This is a genomic window from Sphingomonas sp. GW821-FHT10F09, from assembly GCF_058809195.1.
On the sequence record NZ_JBXASI010000005.1, the window covers coordinates 39,790 to 58,441 of the forward strand.

Annotated in this window: 12 protein-coding genes; 4 read left to right on the forward strand and 8 right to left on the reverse strand. The window is 69.7% G+C overall.

Going from position 1 to position 18,652, the window contains the following annotated elements; genetic code table 11:
• Positions 1-21: 21 nt before the first annotated feature.
• The 4 genes from AC1RTO_RS15200 to pepN form a co-directional block, all read right to left on the reverse strand.
• A complete protein-coding gene (locus AC1RTO_RS15200; protein WP_493161648.1) occupies positions 22-1,536 on the reverse strand; it encodes a lipopolysaccharide biosynthesis protein in 1,515 nt (504 codons plus the stop codon).
• A gap of 124 nt (positions 1,537-1,660) precedes the next feature.
• Complete coding sequence (polA, locus tag AC1RTO_RS15205; RefSeq protein WP_493161649.1) at positions 1,661-4,417, reverse strand: DNA polymerase I; 2,757 nt, start codon at positions 4,415-4,417, stop codon at positions 1,661-1,663.
• Between the two features lie 114 nt (positions 4,418-4,531).
• Positions 4,532-5,641 carry a serine hydrolase gene (locus tag AC1RTO_RS15210; RefSeq protein ID WP_493161650.1) on the reverse strand — a complete coding sequence of 370 codons (1,110 nt, stop codon included), beginning with the start codon at positions 5,639-5,641 and terminating at the stop codon, positions 4,532-4,534.
• Between the two features lie 138 nt (positions 5,642-5,779).
• The gene (pepN, locus tag AC1RTO_RS15215; RefSeq protein ID WP_493161651.1) at positions 5,780-8,398 is read right to left on the reverse strand and encodes an aminopeptidase N; all 2,619 of its coding nucleotides are present in this window, start codon (positions 8,396-8,398) and stop codon (positions 5,780-5,782) included.
• Between the two features lie 125 nt (positions 8,399-8,523).
• Between pepN and AC1RTO_RS15220 the strand changes: the two genes are divergently transcribed.
• Positions 8,524-10,257: a M28 family metallopeptidase gene (locus AC1RTO_RS15220; protein ID WP_493161652.1), complete on the forward strand. Its 1,734-nt coding sequence runs from the start codon at positions 8,524-8,526 to the stop codon at positions 10,255-10,257.
• 117 nt (positions 10,258-10,374) lie between these two features.
• On the forward strand, positions 10,375-11,193 hold the full coding sequence (locus tag AC1RTO_RS15225) for a Rossmann-fold NAD(P)-binding domain-containing protein (protein WP_493161653.1): 819 nt from the start codon (positions 10,375-10,377) through the stop codon (positions 11,191-11,193).
• On the opposite strand, the gene AC1RTO_RS15230 is transcribed toward AC1RTO_RS15225, so the two are convergent.
• Complete coding sequence (locus AC1RTO_RS15230; RefSeq protein WP_493161654.1) at positions 11,103-12,017, reverse strand: DMT family transporter; 915 nt, start codon at positions 12,015-12,017, stop codon at positions 11,103-11,105. The genes AC1RTO_RS15225 and AC1RTO_RS15230 overlap by 91 nt on opposite strands.
• Complete coding sequence (locus tag AC1RTO_RS15235; protein WP_493161655.1) at positions 12,017-13,018, reverse strand: threonine aldolase family protein; 1,002 nt, start codon at positions 13,016-13,018, stop codon at positions 12,017-12,019. Before AC1RTO_RS15235 ends, AC1RTO_RS15230 begins: the two co-directional genes overlap by 1 nt.
• Before the next feature lie 92 nt (positions 13,019-13,110).
• On the opposite strand from AC1RTO_RS15235, the gene AC1RTO_RS15240 reads away from it, so the two are divergent.
• Positions 13,111-14,913 carry a DUF885 domain-containing protein gene (locus AC1RTO_RS15240; RefSeq protein ID WP_493161656.1) on the forward strand — a complete coding sequence of 601 codons (1,803 nt, stop codon included), beginning with the start codon at positions 13,111-13,113 and terminating at the stop codon, positions 14,911-14,913.
• Positions 14,914-14,920: 7 nt separating this feature from the next.
• On the opposite strand, the gene AC1RTO_RS15245 is transcribed toward AC1RTO_RS15240, so the two are convergent.
• A complete protein-coding gene (locus AC1RTO_RS15245) occupies positions 14,921-15,631 on the reverse strand; it encodes a hypothetical protein (protein ID WP_493161657.1) in 711 nt (236 codons plus the stop codon).
• Between the two features lie 73 nt (positions 15,632-15,704).
• On the reverse strand, positions 15,705-17,897 hold the full coding sequence (locus tag AC1RTO_RS15250) for a transglycosylase domain-containing protein (protein ID WP_493161658.1): 2,193 nt from the start codon (positions 17,895-17,897) through the stop codon (positions 15,705-15,707).
• 124 nt (positions 17,898-18,021) lie between these two features.
• On the opposite strand from AC1RTO_RS15250, the gene AC1RTO_RS15255 reads away from it, so the two are divergent.
• Complete coding sequence (locus AC1RTO_RS15255; RefSeq protein WP_493161659.1) at positions 18,022-18,630, forward strand: NADPH-dependent FMN reductase; 609 nt, start codon at positions 18,022-18,024, stop codon at positions 18,628-18,630.
• Positions 18,631-18,652: the final 22 nt, after the last annotated feature.

Genomic DNA, 18,652 nt, shown 5'->3' on the forward strand with positions numbered 1-18,652 from the left:
GCTCACCCGCCCGAACCCGGATCACCGTACCGGCGATCCGACGTTCGGGAGGGTCGCTTCCTCCGCCTTGGGCATCTTGCCGAACAGCGCGCGGTCGGCGGGGCCGAACGCCCATTTCCACAGCACGAACAGATAGGTCGCGGCGATCGCGGGTTCGCCGACGAGCAGTTCGACCCATTCGAGGCGGTGCGGCAGCGCGGTGAACAGGCTGCCGACGACGACCGCGGCGATCACCGCCCACAGCAGCGGCCAGCGCCACGGCGACACCGGCGCGGCGAGGATGCGGCCGAGCAGGGTCGCCTTGATGATCGAGGTCAGCCCGACGCTGAGCATCAGCGCCACCGCCGGCCCCGCCGCCTGCCATGTCGTCGGCCAGCCCGCCTGGCGCATCGCGCCGATCAGCAGGAAGCTCAAGGCGATCTGCACCGCCAGCATGACGATCGAGATCACCAGATTGCGGTGCCGCGCGGTATAGACCAGCGCCGATTCGCACACCGCCCCGGTCGAGGCGAACACCTCCGCGGTCAGCAGGAACCCCAGCGCGGCGCTGCCCGCGACGAACTGCGGCCCGACCACGCCCATCACCGCCTCCGCGGGGATCGAGCCCATCAATGCGAGGCCGGCCTGCGCCGCCATGATCCAGAAGGCGACCTGCCGCACCTGGTTGGCGATCGCGGCACGGTCGTTCACCGCGAGGCTTTGCGTGATGACGGGGCCGAGGATCGGATCGAAGCTGGTCTTCAGCTTCTGCGGCAGCGAGGCGACCTGCTGCGCCATATAATAGATGCCGACAACCTTGGGTTCGAACATCACGCCGAGGATGAAGCGATCGACGTTGCGGCTGCCCCATTCGAGCGCGTCCGCGCCGGCGAGCGGCGCATTGGCGCGGGCGAGCGCGAACAGCGGCGCGATCCGCGGCGACCAGCCGTGCGGCAGGCCATAGCTGCGCAGGAATGGCACCATGCTGGCGATCAGCGCCGCGATCATCGACGCGACATAGGAGAGCACCAGCCCGTCCTTGATCGTGAAGAACGAGAAGACCCAGGCCGCGATCGAGATCGTCCACGGCTCCACCACCGCGCGCGCGGTCACCGCGGCCTTGACGTTGTGGCGATAGGCGAGCGCGGCGAGACTGACGTCGGACCACGCCACCGCGACGATGATGCACGGCAGGAACCGGTCGAGCCCGGTCACCTGCGTGTTGGCGTACATCACCTCAGGAAAGGCGATCAGCACCCCGCTCGCCGCGATCGACAGGACGAAGGCGAGCGCCAGGGCGTCCCACACCACGCTGGCGTGCGGCTGATCGGAGGAGGACAGCGCCTGCGCGAGGCCGCGCTTGAGGCCGAGGGTGGCGACCAGCGCGGCGAGTTCGACGACGACCACCGCCAACGCGAACCGGCCGACGAGGTCCGGCCCGTACAGGCGCCCCGCGATGAACAGGAACGGGATGCGCGCGGCGAGGCGCAGCACGAAGCCGGCGATATTGGTCCGACCGCCCTTGGCGAGCGCGTCGATGTCCCTGGTGTCGGTCACGGGCGGATGGGCATGCTGCCCTCACCCTTCCGCGGCTGCGCCGTTCCCTCCTTCTCCCCATGATGGGAGAGGGGGAAGACGCCGAAGGCGGCGCGCGGGAAGGTCAAGGACGAACCGCCAGCGGTCAATGCGCCGCTCCCCAGCTCGTGCCCGTGCCGATCTCGATCCCCAGCGGCACGGTCAGCGTCACCGCCGGTGCGGCCGCCTCCGCCATCACGCGTTCGATCACCGGCCTTGCCGCGTCCACGTCGCCCTCGGGCAGTTCGAACACCAGTTCGTCGTGCACCTGCAACAGCATCTGCACGTGCGGCAGCCCGGCAGCGGCCAGCGCCGGTTCCATCCGCACCATCGCGCGCTTGATGATGTCCGCGCACGTGCCCTGGATCGGCGCGTTGATCGCGGCGCGCTCGGCGCCCTGGCGTTCGTGCTGCACCTTCGATCTGATCCGCGGGAAATGCGTCTTGCGGCCGAACAGCGTCGTGGTGAAGCCGCGCTCGCGCACCGTCTGGGTGGTTTCGGCGATGTAGGTGTTGATGCCGGGGAAGCGTTCGAAATAGCGGTCGATCATCGCCTGCGCCTCGTCGGCACCGACGTCGAGCCGTCCGGCCAGCCCCCAGCGGCTGATCCCGTAGAGGATCGCGAAGTTGATCGTCTTGGCACGGCCGCGGGTGTCGCGATTGACCTCGCCGAACAATTCCATCGCGGTCAGGCTGTGGATGTCGTCGCCATTGGCGAACGCCTCGCGCAGCGCCGGCACGTCCGCCATATGCGCCGCCAGCCGCAGCTCGATCTGCGAATAATCGGCGGCGAGGATGACGTTGCCCGGCTCCGCGACGAAGGCGTCGCGGATCTGCCGCCCGACCTCGGTACGGATCGGGATGTTCTGCAGATTGGGCTCGGTCGACGACAGCCGCCCGGTCTGCGCGCCGGTCAGCGAATAGCTGGTGTGGACGCGGCCGGTCTTCGGGTTGATCTGCGCCTGCAGGGCATCGGTGTAGGTGTTCTTGAGCTTCGACAATTGCCGCCAGTCGAGCACCCGCGCCGCAATCTCCGCGCCGGGCGAATCCTTGTCGGCGGCGATCCGTTCGAGTTCGGTGACGTCGGTCGAATAGACGCCGGACTTGCCCTTGCGCCCGCCCTTGATCCCCATCTTCTCGAACAGCACGTCGCCCAGCTGCTTGGGGCTGCCGATCGTGAACGGCGCGCCGGCGAGGCCGTGGATCACCGTCTCGAGCCCGGCGATCTGCCCGCTGAATTCGGCGGAGAGCGCGGACAGCCGCTCGCGATCGACCTTGATCCCGCGCATCTCCATCCGCGCGATCACCGGGATCAGCGGCCGGTCGACCATCTCGTAGACACGCGTCGAACCCTCGGCGGGCAGGCGTGCCTTGAACCGTTTCCACAGCCTGTACGTGACGTCGGCGTCCTCGGCGGCGTAGCGGGTCGCCGCCTTCAGATCGATCTCGTGGAAACCGCGCTGCGACTTGCCGGTGCCGACCACGTCCTTGAACGCGACGCAGCTGTGCGAGAGATGCGTCGCGGCGAGTTCGTCCATGCCGTGGCCGTGCAAGCCGGCGTCGAGGTCGAAGCTCATCACGATCGTGTCGTCGTGCGGCGCGATCGCGATGCCGCGCTGGCCGAGCACGATCATGTCGAATTTCAGATTGTGGCCAATCTTGAGGACCGACGGGTCCTCCATCAGATCCTTCAGCCGGGCGAGCGCTGCGGCGACGTCGATCTGCACCGGCACCTCGGCGAGCAGGTCGTTGCCGCCGTGCCCGAGCGGGATGTAGCAGGCGAGATTGGGATGCAGCGCCAGGCTGACGCCGACCAGCTCGGCCTGCGTCGCATCGGTCGAGCTGGTTTCGGTATCGACCGCGATCCAGCCCTGATGCCGGGCGAGCGTGATCCAGCGGTCGAGCGCGTCGAGATCCTGCACCGTCTCGTACCCGTCCAGATTGCAGGGCGGGTCCTCCTCCATCGGCACGTCGGCGGGCGCGGCGACGGGGGCGTCGGCGACCTGCCCGAGCTTGGCCAGCAGCGAGCGGAAACCGTGATGTTCGAGGAAGGCACGCAGCGGCGCGTCGGGAATGCCCTTCAGCGCCAGATCCTCGAGCGGTTCGGGCAAAGCGACGTCGCAGCGCAGCGACACCAGCTCGCGGCTGAGCCGCGCCATCGCCGCATGCTCGATCAGATTGTCGCGCAGCTTGCCCTTCTTCATCCCCTCCGCGGCGGCGAGCACGGATTCGAGGTCACCGTGTTCGAGGATCAGCTTGGCGGCGGTCTTGGGACCGACACCGGGCACGCCCGGCACGTTGTCGACGCTGTCGCCCATGAGCGCGAGCACGTCGCCCAATTGCGTCGGGGCGATGCCGAAGAACTTCTCCGCGACATGCTCCGCGCCGAGCCGGCGGTTGTTCATCGTGTCGTACAGGTCGAGCCCCGGCTCGATCAGCTGCATCAGGTCCTTGTCGGAACTGACGATCGTCACCTGCCACCCCTGGGCCAGCGCCGCCTTGGCATAGCAGGCGATGATATCGTCCGCTTCCAGTCCCTCCGTCTCGATGCACGGCAGCGAGAAGGCGCGGGTCGCATCGCGGATCATCGGGAATTGCGGGACGAGATCCTCGGGCGGCGGTGGCCTGTGCGCCTTATACTGGTCGTACAGGTCGTTGCGGAACGTCTTCGACGATTTGTCGAGGATCACCGCCATGTGGGTCGGGCCTTCGGCGGCATGGACCTCGTCCGCCAGCTTCCACAGCATCGTCGTATAGCCATAGACGGCGCCGACCGGCTCGCCATGCTTGTTGGTGAGCGGCGGCAGCCGGTGATAGGCGCGGAAGATATAGCCCGAGCCGTCGACGAGGTAGAGATGGGGCATCGCGCATGCGTTTAGCGGATTGCCGGGGCGGCACCAACCGATCGTTGCGGGCGCCGCCGCGGTCGGGTCGGGTGTGGCTTCGGGGCAACAATCCGCCCGGTGCAACGCAGAGGATCAGGCGATGCGGTTCCCCGCATAATCCGCCACCGCCGCGGCAACCGCCTGGATCAGCTGCTGGCGTTCGCGGATCGGCCGGCGCGAATCGCCGATCATCACCGCGATCGCATAGCGGCGGCCGTCCGGCGCGGTGAGCAAGCCGACGTCGTTGAAGCCGGCGTTGCGCGTGCCGAGATCCTGCCCGGTGCCGGTCTTGTGCGCGATCTTCCACCCGCCCGGCAAGGCGGCGCGCAGGCGGGCGCGGCCGGTCACCGACGCGCCCATCGTGTCGAGCAGGATACGCGTCGAGGTTTCGGTGAACAGCTCGCCGCGCGCCAGCCGCGCGATCGCATCGGCGATGGCGAGCGGGGCGGCGCCGTCGGGCGGATCGTTGACATAGGCGTCGAGCGCGGCGGCGCGCACCTCCGGCGCCAGCCGCGAGCGGGCGAGTTCGAAGCTGTTGCCGGTCGACAGCGACTGGGTCCAGGTCAGGCCCGCGGTCCGCGACTGGAGCAGCCGTTCGCCCGGGCCGAAGCGGATATCGCCCAGCTGCTTGCGCTCGATCATGCCGCGCACCGCCATCGGTCCGCCGACATAGGTCAGCAGCCGGTCGTTGGCGGTATTGTCGCTATGCGTCAGCGCGCGGGTGAGCAGTTCGCCGACCGTCGTCTGATAGCCCGCGCCCTTGACCAGCATCGCGATCGGCTGGTGGAACAGGGTCAGGTCCTCGGGCCGCACCACCACCGGATCGTCGAGCCGCGCCTTGCCCTGGTCGCGCAGATCCATCAGCGTCATCGCGACCCACAATTTGCTGACCGACTGCTGCGGCATACGGATGCGCGCGCCGGGGGAGGCGATCGTCCAGCCCTCGTCCACCGCACGGATCGCGATGCCGAACTTACCGTCGAAGCCGCGCGCCAGCGTGTCGACCGCCGCCGTCAGCTGCGCCGGCGCGACGCGGTGCGCGGGCGGTGCGGCGGCGGGAATCGGGATCGATACCTCGACCGGCGCCGCGACGCTCGGCGCCGGGCCGCTGGCGTTCGGCCGCGAGGTCGAGCCGCAGCCCGCCGCTGCCGCGCACAGGCCGGCGATCAGGATCAATCGGGCCGAACGGCCGTACGCTGTCATACTGTGGACGAGGCCCCGCTACACACCGGCGGCGATCCTTATCCACGGATTGTCGCGCGGGAACCAAAGGTTGCAACCGCTGCGACGAAGTGCATCGCCGGCACGCCGAGTTGCGCCACGCAACATCGGCATGAGGGATCAGCGATCCTGCGCGAGGCTCTTCGACGCCTGTTCGAACAGGTCCCGCGACAGGCCCGGGGTCGCGACGATCCGCTCCAGCTCTGCCCGCATCAGCGCCGACCGCGCCGTATCGAAGCGCCGCCAGCGCCCGAGCGGCGGCAGCAGCTTCGCCGCGGTCTGCGGATTGAGCTTGTCGAGCGCGATCAGCTGGTCGGCGAGGAAGCGATAGCCCGAGCCGTCGGCGACGTTGAAGGCACGCTGGTTGGCACCATAAGCTCCGACCAGCGAACGCGCGCGATTGGGGTTGGCGAGCGTGAAATCGGGATGGCGCGCCAGCTCCGCCACCAACTGTCCGGTGTCGTCGCGCGACGACAGCGCCTGCGTCTGGAACCATTTGTCGATGACGAGGGTGTTGGTGGCGTAGCGGTTGTAGAAGATGTCCAGGGCGGCCTCGCGTTCGTCGGCGTGGCTGCTGGCGAGCGTGGTCAGGGCGCCCTGGCGATCGGTCATGTTGTCCGCCGTCTCGAACTGGCGGAAGGCGATGGTCGCCGCGTCGGCCGCGCCGCTCGCCGCGATATAGCCGAGCGCGACGCTGCGCAGGCGGCGATGCCCCTTGGCCGCGGGGGTATAGACATAGGGCGCGCGCGGCGCCTGCTCATAGGCCTCGCGCCACTGGTCGGCGAGCCGCACCCCCAGGTCGCGGCGCAACGCCTCGCGCGCGCGATGGATCGCGTCGGGATCGACCATCGCCAGCTGGTCGCCGACGAAGCTTTCCGACGGCAGCAACACCGCCTCGGCGACGAAGGCGGGATCGAGCGCACGGTCGGCGAGCGTGTTCGACACCGCCGCGACGACCGCGTCATGGTCGCCGTCGCCCTCGATCACCGCAGCGACCAGCGTATCGAGCATCAGCTGCTGCATCGCCTCGTAGCGCGCAAACGGATCGTCGTCATGCGCGCTGAGGAAGCCGAGCTCGGCGGCGCTGCGGTCGCTCTCGATGATGACCGGGGCGGAGAAACCGCGGTTGATCGACAGCACCGGCCGTTCGGTGATGCCCTCGAACACCATTGTGCTGGCGGGCTGGTCGAGCAGGAGCAACTGCTCCTCGCCGAGCGCGCGGCCGGTCTCGCTGCCGAACAGCTTGATGCGGAGCGGCAGCACCATCGGGCGCTTGTCGGGCTGGCCCGGCGTCCCCGGCACGTGCTGCGCCAGCCGCAGCGTGGCGCGGCCCTCGCCCGCCTCATGCGCGAGGCTGGCGGCGACGCGCGGCGTGCCGGCCTGGCTGTACCAGAGGCGGAATTGCGACAGGTCCCTGCCGCTCGCCTCTTCCATGCTGGCGACGAAATCCTCGCAGGTCGCGGCGGTGCCATCGAAGCGGCTGAAATAGAGGTCGGTCGCCGCCCGAAACGCCTGCGGCCCGAGGATCGTCGCCATCATGCGGATCAGCTCCGCACCCTTGTTGTAGATGGTCGCGGTGTAGAAGTTGCTGATCTCAAGATAGCTTTCCGGGCGCACCGGATGCGCGAGCGGGCCGGCATCTTCCGGGAACTGCGATGCGCGCAACCCGCGCACGTCCTCGATCCGCTTGACCGCGGCCGAGCCCTGATCGGCAGAGAAGCCCTGGTCGCGATAGACGGTGAAGCCTTCCTTGAGGCTGAGCTGGAACCAGTCGCGGCAGGTGATGCGGTTGCCCGACCAATTGTGGAAATATTCGTGCGCGACGACCGCGGCGATCGCGTCGTAATCGTAATCCGTCGCGGTGTCCGGATCTGCCAGAATATACCGGCTGTTGAAGATGTTGAGGCCCTTGTTCTCCATCGCACCGAAGTTGAAATCGTCGACCGCGACGATGTTGAACACGTCGAGATCATATTCGCGGCCGTAGACGCGCTCGTCCCACGCCATCGACAGCTTGAGCGCGTGAAGCGCGTGATGCGTCTTGTCGATGTCGGCGGCGCGCACCCAGATGCCGAGCGCGACCTCGCGGCCCGAACCGGTGACGAAGGTGCCGCGGTTGACCGTGAGATCGCCCGCGACCAGCGCGAAGAGATAGGAGGGCTTGGGGAAGGGATCGTTCCATTCCGCCCAGTGGCGGCCGTCCGCCGCGGGGCCGGCATCGACCGGATCGCCATTGGCGAGCAGCACAGGATAGCGCCGCGCATTCGCCTCGAGCCGCACGCTGTAGCGGCTCAGCACGTCGGGACGGTCGGGGAAGAAGGTGATCCGGCGGAACCCCTCCGCCTCGCATTGCGTGCAGAGATTGCCGCCGCTGGCATAGAGGCCCATCAGCTGCGTGTTGCGCTCGGGCGCGATCTCCACCTCGGTCTCGACGGCGTGCGCACCGCCGCGCAGCGGGACGACGAGCTGTTCGCCCTCGATCCGCCAGTCGTCGACCGCGACGCCGTCGACGCGGACCGCCAGCGGCTGCTGCCCGGCGCCGTCGAGCCGCAGCGGTTCGTCATGGTCGCCGTTGCGCGTCACCGACAGCGTCGCGGTGACGCGGGTGGCGGCGGCGTCGAGATCGAAGACGAGGCGCGTGTCCGGTACCAGCCATGCGGGTGGCCGGTAATCGTGGCGGCTGATCGCACCGGCGGCGTCATGGGCGGGATGGGCGATGGCTTGCGAAACGTCGAGCATGATACCTTTATAGGAGCGTGCGCCTGCGCTGCCAGTCATTTGGTCCGGCCGAGGGCGATCGGCGGCTTGCGCGGGACGGCGTCGCTGGTACGCTGGCGCATCTCCACATCGGGACCCTCTGTCGCATGATCCGTATTTCGCGCGTGCTCGCCGCGCTGGCGTTCACTTCGTCCGCATTCGCCCACACCGTTCCGCAGACCGCGGCGCCGCAAACCGCCACGCCGGCCGCCGCTCCAGCCGCTGCGCCGCGCGATCCGGCGGCCACCAACGTGCTGCTGACGGCACCCCTGCCCGCGGATCAGGCGGCGATGAAGGCGCACGTCCTGTTCCTCGCCTCCGACGCGATGAAGGGGCGCGAGGCGGGCAGCCCCGAATTCGACATCGCCGCGCAATATGTCGCCGCGCAATTCTATGCCGCGGGCCTGCGCCCCGCCGGCGACGACGGCGGCTATCTGCAACGCGTGCCGCTGGTCACCTACAAGGCGGCGGATCAGGGCGCGATGATCTGGTCCGGGGCGAGGGGCGCGCCGCAGCCGCTGGTGTTCGGCGAGGATTACGTTCCCGCCGCCAATCCGGTGCGCACGGACACCGTCGTCTCCGCCCCGGTGGTGTTCGCCGGGCGCGGCATCGTCGCGCCGCAGCTGGGCGTCGACGATTATGCGGGCGTCGACGTGCGCGGCAAGATCGTCGCGCTCTTCGGCGGATCGCCGACGACCTTCCCCGGCGAGGAGCGGTCCTATTTCGGATCGCCGGCGACCAAGGCGCAGATCGCCGCGGCGCGCGGTGCGGTCGGCATCGTCATGCTCGACGCGCCCCGCCCCGGTGGCCGCGAACGGCCGTTTTCGGCGCTGGCGTCGGGCTATGCCAATCCCCGCATGACCTGGGCGACGCCGGCCGGCACCGGCAGCAGCCCCGCGGCGTCGACGCCGGTGCTCGGCACGCTCAGCCAGGCGGGCGCCGCGAAGCTGTTCGCGGGCAGCGCCACGCCCTGGCAGGCGATCGTCGCCCAGGCGAAGACCGACAATCCCCGCTATACCGCCACGCCGCTCGCCGGATCGCTGACCGCGACGACGCGCACCGCCTTCGTAGCCGCGGCGAGCAGCAACGTCGTCGGCATCGTGCCGGGCAGCGACCCGGTGGTCGGCAAGGAGGTCGTCATCCTGTCGGCGCACCTCGACCATATCGGCGTCTCGCCCGCAGGCGCCGGCGATGCGCCGGACCGCGACCGGATCAACAACGGCGCGCTCGACAATGCGATCGGCATCGCCAGCCTGATCGAGGAGGCGAAGCGCTTCACCGCCAGCGGTACGCCGCCGAAGCGGACGGTCATGTTCCTGGCAGTGACAGGCGAGGAAAAGGGGCTGGTGGGATCGAGCTGGTTCGTCGATCACCCGACCGTGCCGATCGCCAGCATCGTCGCGGACGTCAACCTCGACATGCCGGTGCTGCTCTACCGGTTCGAGGACATGATCGCATTCGGTGCGCAGCGCTCGACGCTGGGGCCGATCGTCACCAAGGCGGTGAACGGCGTCGGCGTCGGCCTGTCGCCCGATCCGATGCCCGAACAGGGGTTCTTCACCCGGTCCGACCATTTCAATTTCGTGCGCAAGGGCATTCCGTCGGTGTTCCTGTGGCCCGGCATCAAGGGCGCCGGGCGCGCGCCGTTCGAGGATTTCCTCGCCAACCGCTATCACCGGCCGGGCGACGACCTGACGCAGCCGATCCTGTGGGACCAGGGCGTGCGCTTCGTCGCGACCAATTACGCCATCGCGCGCGAGATCGCCGACGGCGCGGCACGCCCGGTGTGGAACAAGGGCGATTATTTCGGGACGACCTACAAGGGGCCGATGGCGAAATAGGCGCAAGCACGCGGTCATGAACGCGAACGGTGCCGGTGCGGAAGGGTGGATCCCGGAACGGGTCCGGGGTGACGAAGGGGAGCGAACCATGGGTCATCGGTACGGGCGGAGGGCTGGATGCTCCTGATCTTCGGGCTCGGCTATACCGCCGGCCGTATCGCCGCGGCGTGGCCGGGGGTGACGATGGGGACGACGCGCGACGGGCGGGACGGCACGTTGCGCTTCGACGACGCGGCCGCGGTGCGGCCCGCGATCGCGGCGGCGACGCATATCCTGTCGTCGGTGCCGCCGGAGGGGGATGCCGATCCCGTGCTCGCCCGCTACGGCGATGCGCTGGACGGGCGATGGCTCGGCTATCTGTCGTCGACCGGCGTCTATGGCGATGCCGGCGGGGCGTGGGTGGATGAGGCGGCGCCGACCGGCACCGGCCGCCGGTCGGCGCGGACCGCCGCCGATGCGGCATGGCTGGCGCGTGGCGCCCGTGTCTTTCGCCTGCCCGGCATCTATGGCCCCGGCCGCTCGCCGCTGAACCGCGTGCGCGAGGGGAGGGCGCATCGCGTCGGCCTGCCCGATCAGGTGTTCAGCCGCGTCCATGTCGACGATATCGTCGCGGGCGTGTTCGCCGCGCTGCACGCGCCCGCGGGGGCCTATAATCTCGCCGACGATCTGCCGTGCGCGCAGGACGATGTCGTCGCCTATGCCGCGCAGCTGCTGCGCCTGCCGCCGCCGCCGCTGGTCGATATCGCGACGCTGTCGCCGATGGCGCGCGGTTTCTATGCGGAGAACCGCCGCGTCGCGAACGGCAAGGCGAAGCGGGTGCTCGGCTGGCGGCCGGCGTGGCCGACCTATCGGTTGGGCCTGCGTGCCCTCAACGCGATGACCAGCCCGATGCCCGCCAGCGCCCCGCCCGCGGCGGCGAGCGGCGACCAGCGATAGCCCTCGAACAGGGTCGACAGCAGCATCGCGATCACCGGCACGATGACGCTGGAATAGGCCGCCTTGGCGGGGCCGATCGCGCGCAGGACCCGATAATAGAGGGGGAAGGCGATCGCCGATCCCGCCAGCCCGAGGTAGAGGATGCCCGCCCAATAGGCGGCGCGCGTCTCGATCACCGGCGGGCCGGTCAGCCACCAAGCGACGGCTCCGTCGAGGGCCGCGCCGATCAGCATCGCCACCGCCAGCGTCGCCATCATCGGATAGCGTTTGGCGGTCGGCGTCGCCTGCAGCACATTGGCCATCGACGCTGCGAGGATCGCCACGCCGGTGAACCCGATGCCGGCAAGCGTCGCGGCGGTGCCCGCCGGGCCGGTCCGCGCCTCGTGCACGAACAGCAGCGCGATCCCCGCCATCGCCACCGCCGACCCGGCGATCAGCTGGCCGCCCATCCGTTGCCCGAGCAGCACGCGGGCGAACAGCGCGTTCGGGACCAGCAGGATCGCGAACACCACCGCGACCAGCCCCGACGTGATGTAATGCTCGGCGCGATAGACGAAATTGAAGTTGAGGCAGAATTGCAGCAGGCCGATCGCCGCGGCGAAGGCCCAGCCGCGCGCGTCGAGCGCGACGCGTTCGCGCTTCACCATCGCCACCACCGCCATCGCGAGGCCGGCGACGATGAAGCGATAGGTCACCGACCAGCTCGGCGGCACGACGCCCAGCTGGTCGCGGATCACCAGCCAGGTCGATCCCCAGATCAGCGTGACCAGGGCGAAGGGGACGAGGATCGCCGCGCGCGTCGATCGGGGCGGCGGCGCCTGCATCACAGGTGCGCGATCGCCTGTGCGAGCAGCGCGACCTGCTCCGGCGGACTGTCCCAGGCGGTCACCAGCCGGATCTCGCCCGCCGCCCAGTCGTAGAAGTCGAACCCCCTGGCGCGTAGCGCGGCGGCCTCGTCGGGGGTGGCGCGCAGGAAGACCTCGTTCGCCTCGACGGGATGGACCAGCCGCGCGCCCGCGGCGGCGGCGATGGTGGCGGCGCGGGCGTTGGCGGCGCGGGCATTGGCGAGCCACAGGTCGTCGTCGAGCATCGCCAGTACCTGCGCCGCCAGATAGCGGCCCTTGGAGACCAGCAGCCCGGCACGCTTGCGCCGGTGCAGCGTCGCGCCGGCCAGTCCGGGCTTGAAGAACACCAGCGCCTCCGCGCTCATCGCGCCGTTCTTGACGAAGCCGAAGCTGAGCGCGTCGACGCCCGCCTGCCACGTCACCTCGGCCGGCGAGCAGCCCAATGTGGCGACGGCATTGGCGAAGCGCGCGCCGTCCATGTGCAGGCCGAGGCCGCGCGCCTGCGCCAGTGCACCGATCGCGGCGACCTCGTCGGGGGCGTAGACCCGGCCGTATTCGGTGGCGTTGGTGATCGAGATGGCGTGCGGCTGGACGCGGTGGACGTCATTGGCGATGGCGTCGATCACCGTGCGGATCGTGTCGGGCGTCAGCTTCGCGCCCTCGCCGTCGGCGAGGTACAATTTGGCGCCGTGGGTGTAGAATTCGGGGGCGCCGCCCTCGTCGTTCTGGATATGCGCGTCGCGATGGCAGACGATGCCGCCATGCGGCGGGCAGAGCGCGGCGAGCGCGAGGCAGTTGGCCGCCGTGCCGGTCGGCACCCAGATCGCGGTCACCGGCGTGTCGAACAGCTCCGACAGGCGGCCGTCGAGCGCCTGCGAGCGCGCGTCGCCGTCATAGGCGGTGTCGAGCCCGTTGGCCTCGGCCAGCGCCGCCATGACCTTGGGATGGACCGGGGCGGCATTGTCGGAGAAGAAACGCATGGATGTCGCTCTGCTGCCGCCTGCGAGCAGCGTCAACCGGCCTATCGCCATCGCCGTGCAGCTTGCTAAGCGGGGGGCAAAGGGGATTATCCATGCGCCATCTGATCGCGGGCCTGTTGCTCGCCGCCGTTTCGACACCCGCCCTCGGCCAGGCGCTGCCGCCGCCGGTGCCGCTGCCCGGCGACGGGGCGGAGGATGCGCGGCTGAAGCGGTTGTTCTACGACAGCGACGAACGCGATCTGGCGCTCGACCCGATCAGCGCGATCCTGCGCGGCGACATGCGCTATGCGGATCGGTTCGGCGAATATCTGACCGATGCGGCGACGGCGCGCGAGAAGCGCAATCTCCAGGCCGATCTCGCCGCGCTCTCGGCGATCGACCGGGCGAAGCTGACCCGGGTCGACCAGCTCGCCTATGACGTGTTCCGCCATACGGCATCGGTGGACCTGCGCGGCTACGACCCCGCGATCCAGTCGGTGACGCGGCTGCTGCCGATCAACCATTTCGGCGGGTTCCAGACCTTCTATCCCGACTTCGCCAGCGGCAAGGGCGGCGCGCCGTTCAAGACGGTCGCCGATTACGACAACAATCTGAAGCGCAACGCCGGCTATGCCGCGCTGTACGATCGCGCGATCGCGCGCTTCCGCGAAGGCATGGCGAAGGGGATCGTCCACCCGCGGCTGGTGGTCGAGAACATGATCGCGCAGTTCGACAATCTGATCGCGCAGGGCGTGGAAGGATCGGTGTTCTACGCGCCGGTGACGATGTTCCCGGCGAACGTGCCCGCCGCCGATCGCCAGCGGCTTACCGCCGCCTATGCCACGCAGATCCGCGACGTCATCACCCCCGCGCACCGGCGGATGCGCGATTTCCTGAAGGCCGAGTATCTGCCCAAGGCACGGGCGACGGTGGGCCTGTCGGCGATGCCGGGCGGTGCGGCGCTCTACGCCTATCAGATCGTGCAGAGCACGACGCTGCCGTTGCAGGCGGAGGCGGTGCACCGGCTCGGCCTGTCCGAGGTGGCGCGGATCACCGCGGAGATGGAGGCGCAGAAGACGGCCGCCGGCTTCACCGGCACGCTACCGCAGTTCTTCGACTATCTGCGCACCGAGAAGCGCTTCCAGCCGACTTCGGCCGATGTGGTCCGGCGCGATTACGAGGCGATCGGCAAGCGGATCGATGCGCGCGTCCGCGAACAGTTCGCGCTGATTCCCAAGACCCCGCTCGAGATCCGCCCGGTCCCCGATTATCGCGCCAAGAGCGATGCGGCAGGCAGCTATCAGGACGGCACGCCCGACGGCAAGCGGCCGGGCGTCTTCTATTACAACACCTACGACCTGCCGAGCCGCTACACCTGGGGCATGGAGACATTGTACCTGCACGAGGCGGTGCCGGGGCATCATTTCCAGATCGCGCTGGCGCAGGAGAATGTCGCGCTGCCCGCGTTCATGCGCTTCGGCGGCAACACCGCCTATGTCGAGGGCTGGGCGCTCTATGCCGAGACGCTGTGGAAGCCGCTCGGCATGGAGACGGATCCGTACCAGCGGATGGGCGGACTCAACGACGAGATGCTGCGCGCGATGCGGCTGGTCGTCGATACCGGCATCCATGCCAAGGGCTGGAGCCGGGATCAGGCGATCGCCTATATGCTCGCCAACTCGCCGATGCCGAAGACCGACGCGACCGCCGAGGTGGAGCGCTATATCGCGATTCCGGGACAGGCGCTGGCGTACAAGATCGGCCAGCTAACCATCCTGCGGCTGAAGGCGGAGGCGCAGGCCGGGCAGGGCGCGGCGTTCGACCCGCGCGCCTTCCACGCCGCGGTGCTCGACAGCGGCGCGCTGCCGATGCCGGTGCTGGAGGCGAAGGTGCGGGGCTGGATGGCGGCGCGGTAACGGCCGGTCAGGCGCCGATCGTCCGCGTCACCGCGCCGGCGGCGTCGAGGAACTCGATCCGCGCCGCCCCCGCCCCCGTTCCCGCCTTGCCGACGCGCAGGCGCAGTCGGGTGCGGCCGAGGCCGTCGTGGAGGTCGAGCAGGGCGTCGCCATCGCGGTCCTTGCCGAAGAAGGCGCGCGGATGGCCGAACGCGCCACTTGCGGTCATCCGCCCGATCGCCGCCTCGCGTTCGGCGGGCGGCAGCGTGTCGAGCCGACGGATCGCCGCGACGTCGAGCGCCGCATCGGGCCGGTCCGATATGCGCAGGCCGGCGCTGCGACGGCCGTCCGCCTCGCTCTGGTCGAGCGCGACGACCTGATCCTGTTCATACTGGTCGAAGCTCAGATGCCCGAAGGCGGCCGGCCGACCCGCGACCGCGCGCCCACCGAAGATCAGCCCGCCATTCTCGGTGCCCTCGTCGTTGTAGAACAGCATGCCGGCGGCATCGGTGCGGCCCGGATGCGGCTGTTCGCGTCGGCGGACGATGAAGCCGGGGAAGCGGTCGCGCGCGGCGATCACCATGCGGATCGTGCCGTCCGACTCGCGCAGGTTGATCCTTCGAACGTCGAGCGTGTCGACCCGCGTCGGCGCCGCCGCGCCCGTCACCAGCATCCATCCCGCCGCGAGCGTCAGCCCGCCCGCGTAGACGATCAGAGCCCGCGTCGCATCGAACCGCATCTGCCTCTCCCCCTGCCTTTTTCCACGATCGTGTCATGCGGAGGGCAGTCTAGGCCGAGGTGGCGACGCTTGCCTAGAACGCGCCCTCGTCGCCGTCGTCGCCACCCTCGCGGCGATCGCGGGCGGCGGGTTCGGGGGGCGGCGGGCGGCGGTCGCGGCCGCCGCCGGGAGCGATGCTGATGCTGCCGTCGCGGCCCATCTTCATCTGCAGCCCGAAGCCGTCGAGCGCGCCCTCGACCTCGGGGATCACCTCGCCGACCGGGTCCTCGATCATCTCGCCATTGTCGAACGCCTCGGGGTCCATCGCATTCTCCTCGACCACCACCGGCGCGGCGACGGGGGCGATGTTGAGTGCGGACACCATGAAATTGCGCCAGATCTGCGCGGGGATGCCGCCGCCGTGGAGCCCGGGGTTGGGCGAGCTGTCGTCGTTGCCGACCCAGACGCCGACGACGAGGTCGCCCGCGAAGCCGATGAACCAGGCGTCGCGGTTCGCCTGCGACGTGCCGGTCTTGCCATAGGCGTCGGTGGTCAGCACCGCCTCGCGCCCGGTGCCGCGCAACGACGACGACAGCAGGTCGAGCATCTTTTCGCGGATGTCGTCGGGCATCTTGCGGCTGCCGCCGGTCAGCGACTGATACCAGCTCTTGTTTGCCTGCGTTTCCTCGAGGCCGCGCGGCTGGACCGGATAGGTGCCGTTGGCGACGCCGGCATAAGCGGCGGTCAGTTCGAGCAACGACACCTCCGCAGTGCCGAGGCCGATCGTGGCCTCGTTCGGGATCGGGGTGGAGATGCCGAGGTCGCGGGCCGCCTTGATGACGTTGCGTACGCCGACCTCCTGCGTCAGCCGCGCGGCGACGACGTTGGACGACCGGGCGAAGGCACGGCGCAGCGGAATCTGGCCGAGGTAGCGGCCGTCGTCGTTCTTGGGCTTCCACCCGGCGATCTCGACCGGATTGTCGTCGGCCATCGTGTCGGGGGTCATGCCGGCGCGCATCGCGGCGAGATAGACGAACAGCTTGAACGTCGATCCGGGCTGGCGACGCGCCTGTGTGGCGCGGTTGAACGGGCTCTTGCCGTAATCCTTGCCGCCGACCATCGCGACGACGCGGCCGTCGCGGTGCATCGCGACGATCGCCGCCTGCGCCTGACGCAGCCCCGCCTGGCGGATGACGCGTTCGGCGGTCCGTTGCAGGCGCCGGTCGAGCGTGGTCCTGACGCTCGCCTCGGTCTTGATCTCGCCGGCCTGATCGCGCGCCGAGGGCAGCACCCAGTCGGCGAAATAGGTGCCGCTGGGCAAAGCGGTCGGGCGGCTCGGCAGCACGCGCTGCGGCTGGACCGCGGCGCCCTCCGCCCGCGTCAGGAAGCCCGCGTCGACCATCGCGGCGACGACCAGCATCTCGCGCTTTCGCGCACCCTCCAGGTTGCCGGTCGGCGCGAGGCGCGAGGGCGCCTTGACGAGGCCCGCCAGCATCGCCGCCTGTCCGACGTTCATCCGTTCCGGTTCGCGGCCGAAATAATGTTTCGACGCGGCGCGCAGTCCGTAGACGTTGTCGCCGAAATAGACGTTCGACAGATAGCGCGACAGGATCTCGTCCTTCGACAGCCATGCCTCGAGCCAGAAGGCGATCATGACCTCGCGGATCTTGCGCGCGGCGGTGCGATCCGAATCGAGGAAGGCGTTCTTCGCGAGCTGTTGCGTGATCGTGCTGCCGCCCTCGCGCACCCCGCCCGAGCCGACATTGTGGACGAAGGCGCGCAGGATGCCGCGCGGATCGATGCCCCAGTGCGAGCGGAAGCGGCGGTCCTCGATCGCCATGAACGCCTCGGTAACGTGCGGCGGCAGCTTCGCGGCGTCGACCGGCGCGCCGATGATCGCGCCGCGCCGGGCGATCGGCGTGCCGTCGTCCGCGGTCAGCGTGATCGAGGGCGGGGTCGGCGGCTGGAGCGACTTGCTCAAGGGCGCGGTGACCGCGAGCCAGCCGATCGCGAGCACCAGCAGGACGATGCCCGCGGCGATCCCGCGCAGCACCCAGCGGCCGATGTTGCGGGGACGGCGCGGCGGTTCGCCCCCCACGGCGCCGCCGGGACCATCGTCGTCGTCGACGAAGGCGTCGAAGCGCCCGCTCAGCCGGTCGTCGCGATCGTAGGGCCGGTCGCGGCGCGCGGACGCATCGTCGTCCAGCTGGTAGCGCTGGCCGATCGGGGTGCGGCGGTTGGTATCGACGGGTTCGTGACGCATCGGCTCGTCCCAGCGGTCAGCCATGGGGTGTATTACAATCCTAAAACAGCTGGCGCAAGTGCGTGCGTGATCGTCCTGTGGTTTACCGCGGCGGTTCGCCGAACGCCAGCGGCTGGCGTGCGCGCCTGCATGACGCTATCGCCGGTGTATGGCCGCTGAACTGAACGCTTCCTCCCCCGCCGCATCGTCCCCCGTCGCGCCCCTGGTCGTCGGTATCGGCGGCACGATCGGCGGTGTGTCCTCGACCGAGCGCGCGCTGCGCATCGCGCTGGATGCCGCCGAGCGCGAGGGGTTCCGCACCCGCATGTTCGGCGGGGCCGACATGGCGCGGCTGCCGCTCTACGATCCCAAGGCGACGACGCGGACGCCCGACGAACAGGCCTTCGTCGAAGCGGTGCGCACGGCGTCGGCGGTCATCATCGCCAGCCCCGGCTATCACGGCAGCATCTCGGGCGTGGTCAAGAACGCGCTCGACCTGCTGGAAGAAACCGCCCGCGACGCGCGGCCGTACCTCGCCGACGTGCCGGTCGGGCTGATCGCGACCGCCTATGGCTGGCAGGCGACCGGATCGACGATCGCGGCGCTGCGCTCGATCGTCCACGCGCTGCGCGGCTGGCCGACGCCGTTCGCCGCGGCGATCAACACACAGGTCACCAAATTCGATGCCGAGGGCGGCGCGAGCGACCCCGCGGTGGTCGAGCAGCTCGGGCTGATCGGCCGGCAGGTCGCCCGCTTCGCGCCGCTGACGATGGGGTGATGCCATCCCCTCCCCGCGCGGG

What these genes read in the sequence shown, in the direction of transcription:
- AC1RTO_RS15210 (WP_493161650.1), bottom strand. Translation starts at nt 5,641, where the DNA reads ATGACAGCGTACGGCCGTTCGGCCCGATTGATCCTGATCGCCGGCCTG.
- AC1RTO_RS15225 (WP_493161653.1), top strand. Translation starts at nt 10,375, where the DNA reads ATGCTCCTGATCTTCGGGCTCGGCTATACCGCCGGCCGTATCGCCGCG.
- polA (WP_493161649.1), bottom strand. Translation starts at nt 4,417, where the DNA reads ATGCCCCATCTCTACCTCGTCGACGGCTCGGGCTATATCTTCCGCGCC.
- AC1RTO_RS15220 (WP_493161652.1), top strand. Translation starts at nt 8,524, where the DNA reads ATGATCCGTATTTCGCGCGTGCTCGCCGCGCTGGCGTTCACTTCGTCC.
- AC1RTO_RS15255 (WP_493161659.1), top strand. Translation starts at nt 18,022, where the DNA reads ATGGCCGCTGAACTGAACGCTTCCTCCCCCGCCGCATCGTCCCCCGTC.
- AC1RTO_RS15245 (WP_493161657.1), bottom strand. Translation starts at nt 15,631, where the DNA reads ATGCGGTTCGATGCGACGCGGGCTCTGATCGTCTACGCGGGCGGGCTG.
- pepN (WP_493161651.1), bottom strand. Translation starts at nt 8,398, where the DNA reads ATGCTCGACGTTTCGCAAGCCATCGCCCATCCCGCCCATGACGCCGCC.
- AC1RTO_RS15235 (WP_493161655.1), bottom strand. Translation starts at nt 13,018, where the DNA reads ATGCGTTTCTTCTCCGACAATGCCGCCCCGGTCCATCCCAAGGTCATG.
- AC1RTO_RS15230 (WP_493161654.1), bottom strand. Translation starts at nt 12,017, where the DNA reads ATGCAGGCGCCGCCGCCCCGATCGACGCGCGCGGCGATCCTCGTCCCC.
- AC1RTO_RS15240 (WP_493161656.1), top strand. Translation starts at nt 13,111, where the DNA reads ATGCGCCATCTGATCGCGGGCCTGTTGCTCGCCGCCGTTTCGACACCC.
- AC1RTO_RS15250 (WP_493161658.1), bottom strand. Translation starts at nt 17,897, where the DNA reads ATGGCTGACCGCTGGGACGAGCCGATGCGTCACGAACCCGTCGATACC.